At 42.8% G+C, this 13,744-nt stretch carries 9 protein-coding genes and 1 pseudogene; 3 read left to right on the top strand and 7 right to left on the bottom strand.

Annotation, left to right across the window (positions count from 1 at the left end; translation table 11 throughout):
- Positions 1-199 (top strand): annotated as a pseudogene (locus VB714_RS19480) (YHS domain-containing protein); the annotation flags it as partial.
- 112 nt (positions 200-311) lie between these two features.
- Positions 312-2,864, top strand: coding sequence for an ATP-binding protein (locus VB714_RS19475; RefSeq protein ID WP_323226330.1), 2,553 nt, complete (start codon positions 312-314; stop codon positions 2,862-2,864).
- A 72-nt stretch (positions 2,865-2,936) separates the two neighbouring features.
- On the opposite strand, the gene VB714_RS19470 is transcribed toward VB714_RS19475, so the two are convergent.
- The 4 genes from VB714_RS19470 to VB714_RS19455 all read right to left on the bottom strand — a co-directional run bounded on the left by VB714_RS19470 (position 2,937) and on the right by VB714_RS19455 (position 8,259).
- Positions 2,937-3,686 carry a 1-acyl-sn-glycerol-3-phosphate acyltransferase gene (locus VB714_RS19470; RefSeq protein ID WP_323226329.1) on the bottom strand — a complete coding sequence of 250 codons (750 nt, stop codon included), beginning with the start codon at positions 3,684-3,686 and terminating at the stop codon, positions 2,937-2,939.
- 207 nt (positions 3,687-3,893) lie between these two features.
- A complete protein-coding gene (locus VB714_RS19465) occupies positions 3,894-4,733 on the bottom strand; it encodes an SWIM zinc finger family protein (RefSeq protein ID WP_323226327.1) in 840 nt (279 codons plus the stop codon).
- A gap of 32 nt (positions 4,734-4,765) precedes the next feature.
- Positions 4,766-5,530, bottom strand: coding sequence for a M15 family metallopeptidase (locus tag VB714_RS19460; RefSeq protein WP_323226326.1), 765 nt, complete (start codon positions 5,528-5,530; stop codon positions 4,766-4,768).
- 119 nt (positions 5,531-5,649) lie between these two features.
- The gene (locus VB714_RS19455; RefSeq protein WP_323226325.1) at positions 5,650-8,259 is read right to left on the bottom strand and encodes a TIGR03960 family B12-binding radical SAM protein; all 2,610 of its coding nucleotides are present in this window, start codon (positions 8,257-8,259) and stop codon (positions 5,650-5,652) included.
- A gap of 249 nt (positions 8,260-8,508) precedes the next feature.
- Here VB714_RS19455 and VB714_RS19450 point away from each other — a divergent pair, with 249 nt between their 5' ends.
- A complete protein-coding gene (locus VB714_RS19450; protein ID WP_323226324.1) occupies positions 8,509-9,057 on the top strand; it encodes a zf-TFIIB domain-containing protein in 549 nt (182 codons plus the stop codon).
- A gap of 38 nt (positions 9,058-9,095) precedes the next feature.
- Here the strand turns inward: VB714_RS19450 and VB714_RS19445 are convergent, their stop codons facing one another.
- From VB714_RS19445 to VB714_RS19435, 3 genes are all read right to left on the bottom strand, one after another.
- A complete protein-coding gene (locus VB714_RS19445; RefSeq protein ID WP_323226323.1) occupies positions 9,096-9,389 on the bottom strand; it encodes a Dabb family protein in 294 nt (97 codons plus the stop codon).
- A gap of 22 nt (positions 9,390-9,411) precedes the next feature.
- Positions 9,412-11,646: an EAL domain-containing protein gene (locus VB714_RS19440; RefSeq protein WP_323226322.1), complete on the bottom strand. Its 2,235-nt coding sequence runs from the start codon at positions 11,644-11,646 to the stop codon at positions 9,412-9,414.
- Between the two features lie 98 nt (positions 11,647-11,744).
- A complete protein-coding gene (locus VB714_RS19435) occupies positions 11,745-13,622 on the bottom strand; it encodes a peptidoglycan-binding protein (RefSeq protein WP_323226321.1) in 1,878 nt (625 codons plus the stop codon).
- Positions 13,623-13,744 lie beyond the last annotated feature (122 nt).

Here is a 13,744-nt window from a genome sequence, read left to right as displayed (position 1 = left end):
TGGTTATTGTACCTTTGGTGTTGTTTTGGGGAAAAAGTTTGATGGCGATCCGAATGTGTGGTCGCTGTATGAAAATAAACTCTATGTTTTCCTCAATGAAGAAGTTAAAACTAAGTTCTTTCAAGATACCAAAGGAAACTTGGAGAAAGTAACCGCAACTTGGCCGAAAATTTCTAGTAAATCTCCTGCGGATCTTTAAATCGAGGATTTCTACAAAACAATATCTTGCTGTTCGATCGGTCGATCGGAAGACAGCAAGATACTTGTCGAAAATAACATCAAACTAATCCTGTTATTGAATGCGATCGCGAATGAAAAAACAAAAACATACTATTTTGCATCAATTTTCTTTGGTTGCAGGTGTTGCTTTGTTTTTGATCGTAGCCTTGGCTTTTTTGGATTTTCGCGATCGCTCAAAAACCGATTTTATTTTAAAACAACAATCGCAATATCTAGAACTCAAAGATAAACTGGCTCATATCAAGTTAGAAATGACCTTAGCGAGATTAGATGAATCTCAGATGATTAATTCGCGAAACTTGAAGTTTTTTCAGAGCTTTGAGAAACGGATCGATTCAATTTTAATTTTATCCAAAGAATTAAAAAAAGATTGTCAAGATGAGAAAGAAATTCTTGAGATACTTAATAATATAACAAAAATCTTAGACAAATACCACAATTCTGTTAATCATATTTTGAAAATCCAAAAAAATATGGGTTTAATGGAAAAAGAAGGAATTCTCTTAGCAATACAAGAAGTGAAAGAAAAAGTTAAATATAATTTAGAACTAGCCAATCAGGAAAAGTTGATCGTTAAATTTATGCAAATGCAGCTTGATGAAAAAGACTTTAGCAATTCTTTAGACATGAGAATTGCTGATGGATTAATTGAAAGAACATCAAAGTTAAGAGATGAAATCCAGATTGAAAATATTTCATTAAATCGTAAAAATATATTACAAATAGAACTCGATCGCTATCGGGAACTTGTCTCTCAACTCACCGCAAATACTCTAGAATTAGAATTGGTCATGGCTGAAAGTACATTACAGTACGATCTGATTGCTCCTGAGCTTATTAAAACTCACGAACTGATCGATATTTTATTAAATTCAACTGCGGAAAAATTACGCCAACAACGTCGTAATTCCTTGTATCAAACCTTGATTATTTTTGGCGGTGCATTAGTAACACTTGTTATTTTTATGTTCTTACAAATTCGCAGCGCTCAAGAGTTAGTCTCTCGTTTACAAGAACTCGCCAAAGGGATGCAAGAAATTGCAGCAGGAAATTTTGTAAAAGCAAATAGTTTACCTCAAGGAGATGATGAAGTTGGCATATTAACTGAAACTTTTTTAATCATGTCTTCGCAAATTCAGACTCAAATAGAAACAATTGAAAAAGAGCGAGAAAAAGCAGAAGTTGCTAACCGAGCAAAATCTCAATTTTTAGCCAGTATGAGTCATGAATTGCGAACTCCTCTCAATGCAATTTTAGGATTTACACAATTAATGAATCGCGATCCAGCTCTCGATCGCCATCATCAAAAAAACTTAGATATTGTGCTTCGGAGTGGTGAACATTTACTCTCTCTCATTAATGATGTTTTAGATATGTCAAAAATTGAAGCAGGGAGAATGATCTTAAATGAAAATGGTTTTGATTTATATCGTTTGCTCGATACAGTTGAAAATATGCTGCGATTGAAAGCAGAAAATCAGAACATTCAGCTAATTTTTGAACGCAGTTCCCATCTCCCTCAGTACATCAAAACGGATGAAGGAAAATTGCGTCAAGTTTTGATAAACTTATTGGGAAATGCCATTAAATTCACAAAAATAGGTCGTGTCGTGTTGCGGGTTTCATCAAAAATATCAGAACTAGAAAATGATGATATCAACAAAATTAACTTTGAAATAGAAGATACTGGAGAGGGAATTGCACCGGAAGAAATCGATCGCCTGTTTGAAGCCTTCGTGCAAACAGAAACTGGTAGAAATTCGGGTAAAGGAACGGGTTTGGGATTGCCAATCTCTCAAAGATTTGTAGGTTTGATGGGAGGAGAAATTACTGCGAGTAGTATTGTTGGGAAAGGAACAATCTTTGCCTTTTCGATTGACGCAGAACGGGTAGAATCAGAAGGAGTTGAAACTGAAATCGAGACACGACGAGCGATCGCACTACAACCCGATCTGCCCAATTATCGTATCGCGATCGTAGACGATCGACTCGAAAATCGCTTATTATTAAATGAACTGCTTGTTTCTGTTGGTTTTGAAGTTCGAGAAGCTAATGATGGGAAAGAGGCGATCGCCCTTTGGGAAAGTTGGCAACCTCAACTGATCTGGATGGACATTCAAATGCCAAAAATGGACGGTTATGAAGCAACTCGTTACATTCGTAATCTTGAAGAAAAGAGAAAAGAAGCCCAACCTGTTATTATTATTGCTTTAACGGCTAGCGTGCTTGATGACGAAAGAGCAGCCGTATTTGAAGCAGGATGCAATGATTTTGTGAGTAAACCTTTTCAAGAAGCCGTTCTTTTTGATAGGATGGCAAAATATTTAGGAGTTCGTTACATTTACGATGAACCCGATACATCCTCTCTGTTACCCGTCGATAAGCCTACAGATATTAAAGATTTGAGTATGCAACTGAAAGCCGTACCTATTGATTGGATTGTATCTGTGAATCAATCTTGTGTTGAAGCAGATAGCGATCGCGTGATAAAACTTATCGAACAGATTCGCGATCGCCATCCCGAAATCGCCCATTCTTTAACCCACTTGGTCGATAATTTTCAGTTTGAACAACTGATTCAAGCAACCCAAACCATTCTCCTCGATAACTGCATTTCCCAATAGCAAGTCTCGGAAATGGGTTGATATTGGATTATCTCTGAATGGTCGATTGTAGTGTAGCCAACAGGACAATATCTAACAAAGAACATAATCTTGAATCTCTTCAAGTTCGTGTAAACCCTTCAACGCATCTTCTAAATCGGCAGTTAGTTTTTGAGAAACCTTTTTGCTAGATTTCCCAGTCCCATAGCGAGAAACCTCGATCGCATTACCAATATCCACTTTAACATCGCATCCCCAACCCGGATAAAGTTGGGAATAATGAATGCTAATGGGAACAATTTTAACAGTTTCTTCCGCGAGTTTGGCTTGAGCTTGTAAGGCGATCGCCGCTAAACCTCGTTTTAAAGATTCAATACAACGCTGGTGATAAATATCTCCCTCTGGAAAAATTGCCAGCATTTCACCTTGGCATAAAAGCTCGATACTATGAGATAAACTCGCCGAATTCGGATGCTTAGGATTCACCGCAAAGCCCCCCAAATGACGAATAAACCATCCTTGTACCTTACGATTCATTTCATTACTCGACACCATAAAGCGGACATCTCTCCCTGTTACCAATCTGCCAGCAGCATAAGCTAGAATCAGTGCATCCCAACGCGATCGATGAGTGGGGGCTAAAATAACAGGGCCATCAAGGGGGATATTTTCTTGGCCATTTACTTCAATCTGATTAAAGTAAAATGGTAGAAGACAATAACGCCCGAGAGGATAAACAAGACCAGCTAACCAAGGAGAGACATTGGAAGGAGAAATGGCATTCATGGGACGAGAATTTGGGAGTGCTATTAAGTTGGGGCGATCGGAGCGAACTAAAGTCATGGATTGATAAGTCTATCAATTAACTTCTTAGTCTCACCATAAATGCAACAACTGCGCCAATTTGGTTAAGCAGGACACTAAATATATTGACCTTATTATGGAATAAAACTTTTTTGATATTTTCCGGAGGAGCATTTAAGACGCAGTAAAGAGAAGTGGTAGATGCACCCTGAAGTCCCTAGAGTCGTTCAACTCTGGGGATTTTTTTTATCCTTCGCGATTTAACGCGGTGGCGATCGCCTGTTGTGCGACTTCCCGGTAGGCAATCTCTAGATATTGTTGTACCATTGCGGCCTCCGTCGCTGGTAGCGGTAAATTGCCCAATAATTCCAAAATGCTTTTACTCTCTGGAGAGGGCGCGATCGCCACCAAAGAAGATTCTAGAGGCTCATCATAGTCCCAAAATCCAGCCAAAGTTAAAGGGGTTTTTACCGTCTGTTCTTTGGAGGCTGTTTTTTTACCGTCCTCCGATCGCCTTTTTGACACCGATGGAGTATCGCGGCGATTTTTAACCCCCTTTCCGCGCAACTGACGCAAGGCTTCCAAAATTTGCTCTTTTGTGCGTCCCCGCAACTGAAATAAAACAAAAGGGTCTTCGCTAAAGCGATCGGCTAAATCGTAGTAAACGGCTCCAATATGCTTGCAAGGATTAGCTTTATCGGGACAACTACAGCGCGAATGAATATCCGCTAAAGCAAAGGGAAATAAATTCAATCCATTTGCGATAAAAACTTCTTCAATATTGTCCGGCATTTCCCCAGCCAACAATTGTGCCGAATAAATCGCTTTCTCGGAAAGTGTCCCCACAAGATAGCCCCAATCTTCATTACTGAATGGACTTAAAGATAGGGACACCTGATAAGGCTCGGGTTCGCTTCCTTTTACCCTTGCCAGCACGCGAGCGCCACTAAATTCAATGTTGAGGACGTTTCCCTCATTGGCATATTTTCTCGCCCTTTCCAGCCGCTTTTTAAAGCGATAGGAATCTAACAATTCTAACCAGCGCTCGACCCACCATTCTCGACTTTTAATTTTGTAATCAGACATTTTTTTTAGGCAAGAGGAAATAGGCAAATAAGCTATTTTTGAGTATTTTGCGCTCTGTAGAAGGTTTCTAGGCTGTCAATATCCCCGACAAAACGCCAATGCCAAGGCTCGTAACTGATTCCCTGGGCATTATCGCGAGGAAAAGATAACTCAAAACTATAGCGCGCCGCATTTTCTTGCAACCAGCGAAACGCCGCCGTATTTTCAAAATTAACGCTTAAATGAGTTGCGGGGGTTCTTCCGTCGCCAATGTCGATCGCGTAACCGGTATGATGTTCGCTATAACCCGGAGGAGCGCTCACCTCGGCGCGTTTGGCGGCATTTTGTTGGCGCTGTGCTTTCACCTCAAAAAAGAGACTATCCTGCTCGGCAACGGTACGATAACCTGAAAGGGAGGCAAGAATCACGCCATCTGCTCTGGCTGCCTCTGCCATCATGATAAATTTTTGTGCGGCACTTTGACGCAAGAGAATGCGGCGATCGGCGGTAATTGCGACTAATTCATCGATGGGTGCTTCTTGATAGGGGAGATGACCCAAAACATTATCTTCTGAAGCAATGTTACTCTCTCCTTCTACACCTTGCGGTGCCGCTACTGCCGAAGATGAACCCGATCCCCCAGCAGTCGCAATGGGTTGAGTGGCTCGATTCAGGAAGAAAAAGGCAATGATTATAGCGATCGCACCAAATCCCGTTATTCCTACCACCAGCAGCCACAGCAACCCGCGAGAAGACTCAGACTCTTGAGGTCTGTCTCGCTGGGCTACGGGAATATCAGATGTCAAATTTCCAGCCATTTTTTTTGATTTATTGGGCCAGTTCGCCTTTTTCAAAGCTCTACTCCTGCACTCAAATCTAATACCCTAATGTAGCGAAATTTGGCCATTTTTTTGACATATTTCGCTGGGAAATGATTTTAAGCCGCAAGCAGCAGGCGATCGCGGTGGGCGTGCAGTAGCTCAATTTCTTTTCCAGATACTTGCTCTAACATATAAATAACCTGTTCTGGTCGTAAAATTGTACCATCGTTGAGATAACTCCCGATGTAGCGAATTTGCATCGCTTCAGAGGAATTTTCCAAGGTCAGAGAAAAAAGGCGATCGCGCAAATTGACCTCGCGAATTTTTCCTGATTTTGTTGTCTTTTGGAACAAAATTTCTTTACTTTGCGCGATCGCCGCGATCCAGTTTTGCCAATCTTCTCTAGAAGCATCTGCGGACACATCAAGAAGATATTCGGCTTTTTCTAAGGCACGATTGGCGGAAAGAGCTTTAAGATCGATTTCTTCTACGGCATAAATCGGCAATTCCTTGGGAAATTTTTCCATTAATTTAGTGCGGAATTCTTCAAGATCGATCGCCTTTGTTAACTCAAAATCAACAATTTCTCCGCTACTGGTCATCCCCAAAGATAACGCACTGGCAATGGAAATCCTCGGACCTGGATGAAAACCTCCGGTAAAGGAAATAGGTAGTGCAGCGCGACGCAAGATGCGATCGAAAAGGCGCACTAAATCCAAATGACTCAATAAACGCAATTCTCCCACTTTTCCAAAATGCACTCGGAAACGTTGCACCCGCTCGGAATTGGGCTTAAAATGTCCTTTAAATTCGGGAATAGCTGGCGGTTCAAAAACGACATTATGACCGAAATCATCCCCACAAATACCGCAGGAAGAACAACCTTCATAAGCACAGTCTGGCACTGTTGTTTCCTCTAATGCCCGTTGCAAATCTGCCTTCAACCAATTCTTATCAATTCCTGTATCAATATGATCCCAAGGAAGGCGAGAATTTAAGCGATCGTCCCAGGAATATTGGGGACGTTTGCGTTTGCTGTCCAGACGCGCATTTTGAGCATCCATGACATTCCATTCTCCCTCTTCGATCTGGCGGTATTTCCAAGTCAGATCCGAGTCAGCGATCGCCTGTTCCCATGCTGCGTAAGCGCGATTTAAACTCTCCATCCACGCATCCATCCCCGCACCCAATTCCCAAGCACGACGCACCACCGCCGCAAGTCTGCGATCGCCTCTGCCCACAAAATCCTCCATTGCAGAGATGCGAATATCGGTAAAATTGGCTTTAATGCCCTTGATAGCCTTTAACTCTGTCCACAAGATTTCTTTCTTGCGGATAAATTCAGCAGTGGAGACAGAATGCCACTGAAACGGCGTGTGAGGTTTGGGGGTAAAATTGGAGATGGTGACGTTAAATTTGAGGCTCTTGCGTCCTTTGATATAACATTCTCGTCGCAACCAACGCAAGGTTTCTGCAATACCCAACACATCCACATCGGTTTCCCCTGGTAAACCAATCATAAAGTAGAGCTTAACTTTATCCCAACCCTGTTCGACGGCGGTTTTTATGCCTCGCAAAAGTTCTTCGTTAGTTAAACCTTTGTTAATAATATCTCGCATTCGTTGCGTCCCCGCTTCTGGGGCAAAAGTGATGCTAATAGGGCGCGTACCCCCGAGAATATTGGCAATATTTTCATCAAAGCGATCGACACGCTGACTGGGGAGAGACAGGGAAATATTCTCATCCTTGAGACGGTTTTTGATTTCCATGCCCACAGCAGGAAGGGAAAGATAATCGGAACAAGAGAGAGAAAGTAAAGAGAACTCATTATAACCCGTTTCTCGCATTCCCTTTTCGATCGCATTGACCACCTTTTCCGGTTCCACATCTCGGGCGGGACGGGTTAACATTCCCGGTTGACAGAAGCGACAGCCGCGAGTACAGCCGCGACGAATTTCCACAGTGAGGCGATCGTGGACGGTTTCAGTATAGGGGACGAGGCCGATGGACTGTTCTGGGATCGGGGTGGCAACGCGGCGCAAAATGCGGGAGGGGACATCGGGACGGTTGGGATGCACGGAGCCATCTTCTGCCATATCGTAAAAGCGAGGCACGTAAACCCCAGGCACTTTTGTTAGTTCGAGGAGTAATTCCTGGTGAGAAAGTCCAGCTTGTTTGCTTTGGGCGATCGCCGCACCAATTTCCGGTAAGACTTCCTCTCCATCTCCCAAAGCCATAAAATCAAAGAAATCGGCGTAGGGTTCGGGGTTAGAGGTTGCAGTTTGTCCTCCCGCAAAAATTAAGGGAAAATTGCGATTATCTCTCTCTTTCCAGGTTAAAGGAATCCCAGCCAGATCGAGCATTTCGAGGATATTCGTCGCCCCAAGTTCGTAGCTGAGGCTAAACCCCAAAATATCAAAATCGGCGAGGGGACGGCGAGATTCTAGGGCGAATAGGGCGGTTTTTGTGTCGCGGAGTTTCTTTGCTAAATCTGGAGCAGGAAGATAAGCGCGATCGCAAAGTTGGTCGGGGGTGGCATTCAAAATATTGTAGAGGATAATATGCCCTAAATTCGACGCGCCGACCTCGTAGACTTCTGGATAGGTTAAGGTCCAGCGCACGATCGCGCTATCCCAAGGCTTATGAACCGATCCCAGTTCGTTACCAAGATAACGAGCAGGTTTTTCGATTTCTGGGGTCAGAAGTGATTCAATTGTAACAGCCAAGGTTCAACCCTCCTTTTCAATTTGTCAGTTCTTCAGCCTAGCAAAGTTTACTGACAAAAAACGGCTACCAATTCCCGATCCGGTCTGCTTCAGAAAAATTTACAAGAACTGGTCGCGGTGTTGGGAGAAAATGCGATCGCCCAATTTAACCAACTCCTCAGAAACGATCTCGGTGTTGACCAGACTATCGATTAAACTTCCCTAGGGATTCTTTTATACTGAGAAGTAGCGATTTTGAGGAAAACACTCATGAAATGCCCTGTTTGCAGATCAAAACAGTTAAAATCCGTTAATTTAGAAGAGCATCTCAATGCTAAAACCTGCTCTCAATGTGAAGGAAACTGGATTTCTTCAGAAGAGTATCAGAAGTGGCTCGATCAACAGAAAGAAACATTACCAGAAAAAGAACCGGAAGTTTCTTTTGATATTAAAGATAATACTAAAGCAAAGTTATGTCCGCAATGCGATCGCATTTTAATTAAATATAAAGTGGGTCATGGTGTTGATTTCTTTTTAGATCATTGCAGTAGCTGTAATGGAGTCTGGTTCGATAAAAATGAGTGGGATGCTTTAAAAGAGCGCAATTTGCATGATGAAGTTCATTATATGTTTACCAAGTCGTGGCAAAAGAAAATTCGCGATGAAGAAATCAGAGAAATGTTAAATAAAATGTATGTTAGTAAGTTTGGTAAGGACTCTTATGAAGAAGCAAAACGCATTCGAGAATGGTTGCAAGAACAGCCAGAAACTATGACACTTCTTGCTTTTTTAAGCGATGAAGATCCTTATCAATTGTAATTTTTGTGGGTAACAAATTATTTGTTACCCATCACCGATCAAAATTCGTAATCTACTGCTAAGACTTCTGCAACAATGGGTTTAATCAAATTTTGTACGATGTCATGGTGTAGAGGATGGGGTTGATAGGCTTCTAAACCAGCGCGATCGCGAAATCTGACGGTTAAGCCATGAGTATAACCTCTGGCGCGATCGCTGAAGTTTTCGCCACAGGAGAGATCGACGATCGCCGGAATTTTCCCTTTCAGATTTTGCAAGGCCGCGATCGCCGTGGCGATCGCTTCAGGAGAGGCACTTTCTTGCCATTTAAACAGGACGATGTGTTCGATCATAGGTCATTTCATTATGGTTAAATTATGCCACATTAAAACTTGACATTGTAGGGATTAAAGTCAACTCAAATGGGTGGGGTTTGGCAATGCCGTATCCTTGAACATAATCCACGCCGATCGCGGTAATCTTGTCTCGGATAGCATCATTTTCCACAAATTCAGCAATGGTTTTTAAACCCATAAGATGACCGATGCGATTAATCGCTTCAATCATGGCAACATTAATCGGATCGCTGTCCAAATTCTTGACAAAATAACCGTCAATTTTGAGATAGTCAACAGGCAAATTTTTCAGATAGGTAAAAGAAGACATCCCGCTACCAAAATCATCTAGGGCAAAAGAACACCCCAATTGCTTCAGCTTGCGAATAAACTTAGCCGCTTTGCTTAAATTGGCGATCGCCGCCGTTTCCGTAATTTCAAAACAGATCGCTTCTGGTGGAATTTGATGTTGAGCAAATTGCTGTTGTAAAAATTCAAAAAACCCTTCATCGTTCAGACTCAAAGCCGATAAATTAACGGCATACCATGTTGATAAAGCCCCTCGATCCGAAGGATTCCTAGGAAAATGAGCAGATAGAGTAGAAAATAATTTTCGCACTACCCAGCGATCGATTTCCGGCATCAGATTGTAACGTTCTGCCGCAGCGATAAAGGTACCTGGGGCGATCGCCCGGCCGCGATCGTCTTTCATTCGCAGTAACAGTTCGTAATGAAATCTATTCTCTCTTCTCGAGTCGGCGATGGGTTGCGCGTAGAGGCAAAAAAGATCGTCTTCAAGTGCCTTAATGATCCGCGAAACCCACTGCATATCCCCTTGACGCTGCTCGAGGTCGAGATCGCCATTTTGATAAATATAAGTCCGATTGCCGCCGCGATCTTTGGCTGCATACATGGCTGCATCAGCCCAACTGAGGAGTTTTGCGCCACTTTCGACTTTGCGATCGATCGCGACTAAGCCAACGCTGGCACCCACGCTAAAGGTTTTCCCTCGCCAGTTAAAACGAAAGGCTTTAATCGTTTCGATCAATCGTGCGGCCAGTTGCTGTCCTTTAACCAGGGAGCAATAGGGGAACAAAATGGCAAATTCATCGCCCCCCAAACGCGCCAGAATGTCAGTAGAGCGAAGTTGAGCCTGCAAGAGATCGGCAATTTGGCGCAAAAGCTGGTCTCCGGCTGCATGACCTTGGGTATCGTTGACGATTTTGAAGCGATCTAAGTCAAGATAGCAAAGAACGTGTTCCTGTTTTCCCAGCTTGGCTTCTAGGAGGATTTGTTGTAAGTTGCTCTCAAATTCCCGACGGTTGGCTAGTCCAGTTAAGGCATCATGGCTGGCTTGCCAGGATAGCTGGCTGGCGAGATTGTGAGAGTAGGTGACATCGCGACAAACTAATACGGCTCCCACGATGCGATCGCATTCTAAACGAATCGGAGCCGCAGAATATTCAATAATAAATTCTTGAGAGTCGCTTGCTCTCAAAAGCATTCGGTTGGAGGGTTCGAGGGTATTGCCTCGGTTTAAAACCCTGGTAATGGGATCTTCGATGGGAGAGCCTGTTGCGGTGTCGAATAACCACAATACTTTCTGCAAGGGACGGTCTCTTGCTTCTTCTTCACTCCATCCCGTCAGAGTTTGAGCAACGGGGTTTAAGGATTGAATTCTGCCCTCTGCGTCTGTGGTAATAACTGCATCGCCAATAGAGTGCAAGGTGATTTGTGCGAGTTCTTTTTCTTGTAATAATGCTTGTTCGATTTGCTGGCGATCGCAAATTTCCTGTTTAAGGGCAGTATTGGCCAGGGCCAGTTCTGCCGTGCGCTCTAAAACGCGCATTTCTAACTCTTCTTTTGCTTGTTGCAGTGCTTCCGAGGTTTGTTTCCGTTCGATCGCATAACGCAAAGAGCGCACCAATACTTCACGATTGATATAGCGCTTGACTAAATAATCTTGAGCGCCTTGGCGCACGGCTTCTACGGCCAATTCATCATCGTCGGTATTACTTAAAACGACGATCGGCAAATAAGGCACTTTTTTCAGCAAAGGGTTAAGGGATTCCAAGCCCTGACTATCGGGAAGGGTCAAATCTAAAAAAATGACATCAAATCTCTCGGCTTCAACATAAGAGAGAGCTTCCTGCAAGCGCTTGGCACAACAAAAGCTAAACTGACTTGCTTCAACATCCCTGAATAACTCTTGTAGCAGTCTAGCCTCTGCAGGATTATCCTCAACCAAAAGGATTTTTACTGGGTTCTCCTGCATAACTTTTATATATTCTCAAATTTTTATTATGTCTTAATGTTTACTATATTTCCGATGGGTTTGTATATATAAATACACAAAACTTAACAAAAAACAGATCATACTGAGAAAATCATGATGCTACCGGAATAACAGGAAACCCAAATACGATCGCTTTGGGGATCGTAGGTAATGCCAATGGGTTTAGCGTGGGTTTTTACAGTTTCGACCACTTGAAAATCTTGGGTGCGAATTTTGCTGAGGGTGTCGGAGTGGTAGTTTACAACATATAAAAACTGGCCGTCATCGGATAAAACCGTACTGCGAGGGGCTTTTCCTGTAGAAACTTTGGCAATAACTTCTCCTGTTTGTAAATCAATTTTTGCCACTTTTTGTTCGCCATTTAAACTCGCATATAAATATTCACCATTGGGATCGATATTGAGATTGCGCGGTGAATTACCGACATTTTTTAACCAACCGACGGAAAAATCTTGTAGGTTAACTTTGGCAATATCAAAAGATCCCATCACTGCAACATAAGCCCATTCTCCAGCGCGATCGACGACAATTCCTCGAGGATAAGCGCCGAGTTTAATTCTTTGTATTTCCCGACTTTGCTGACTGTCTACAACACTTAGATCGTAACTGCACCAATTACTAACTAAAACAAAGCGATCGTCCGGTGTTGTGGCAACATATTTAGGAACAGACCCGACTTCAATGGCGCGATCGATGGTGAAGCGATCGGTATCAATGCGATATAAAAAACTATTATCTTTTTGCTGCTGCGGATTGCATTTATCATTTCCTGGATTTTTGAATTCTTTTCCGTACATCTGATAGTTGGAAACCCAAGCATAACGACCATTATTGGAAAAACTTGCTTCGACGGGGGAACCTCGATAGATGCCCTGATATTGGGAATAGCCGTATTTATCCAGTTCGATCGCGTCAGGAATGGTTGCCACTAAATTGTAGCCGCGATCGTACACTGTAATGGTATGGGCGTACATCATATTTTGGGCAAAAAATAAACCTTGTCCCGAATGAACAATAGACTTAGGCGCAATATTGCCATAGATTGTTTTGTGTAGGCTCATTTTCTGCGCTTTGGGTTGCTGCGTCAGAGATTCCGAAATGGGTTCGGTAAAAGACTCGCTAAAAGTCTCAGAAGAAGATTCAACAAAAGATTGGAAAGAAGCCTCAGAGGAAGATTCAGAGGAAGGTTCAGAGGAAGGTTCAGAGGAAGGTTCAGAGGAAGGTTCAGTGAAAGGTTCAGAAAACTGATAGGTCTCACTCTCAGAAATAAAAGGTTTTAAGCGATCGCCATTGTTGCTCTCATTGCGAGAATTTGCGGTTGTAATATTAGCTGAACCCCTTAAAGCCTGTTGTGTTTTTGTCCCAGCTATCCCATCTGCTTTTAAGCCGCGATCGCGCTGAAAACGTCTCACATTAGTTTCGGTAACGCTGCCATAATATCCCGTCGCAGGACCGACAAAATAGCCTTGTTCTCGTAAAGTTAATTGTAGTTTCTTAACGCGATCGCTTTGTTCTCCACGCTTAATCGCGCCTCTTCCCACTGAAGTTGTTGAGGTGAAAGTAGAGAAAGAATCTCTAGAATTACCCTGTAATTTGCTTTGGGTTTGCACTCCCACAACACCATCCGCACTCAATCCTTTGGCTTGTTGAAAGCGCATGACCGCTTCTTGCGTAATACTGCCATAATATCCCGTGACCGGTCCGCGAAAGTAACCCTGGCGTTGTAATTTTTGTTGCAAATCCTTGACATCTGAATTGCGATCGCCTTTCTTTAATAAAGCAAATGCTGGCTCTCCCCATAAACTCGAAAGCAGTGCGATCGCCAAACAAACCTTAAAAAGATTTTTCCCTTGCAGTCGCAATAACGGCAGAAAAAGATCATATCCTTCTGGGTTTGCTGAGTTAGTTTCGCGTTCAAAGGCAACCGTAGAGTAAGTGTAGGATAGAGATTCCATTTTTGCTAATTTGTTCTTGTTATTCTTTAATTGGTTGGTTATTAGTGACACCCCGTTCCTAATAACCAACAATTTAATATATCTCTGTTGTAGCTTTTTTCTGAGAGGATTCCCACCCATCA

This window comes from Spirulina sp. 06S082 (assembly GCF_034932145.1).
Lineage (GTDB): Bacteria > Cyanobacteriota > Cyanobacteriia > Cyanobacteriales > Spirulinaceae > CCY15215.
Note: the sequence above shows the minus strand (reverse complement) of the source record. Positions and strands in the feature narration are given on the sequence as shown.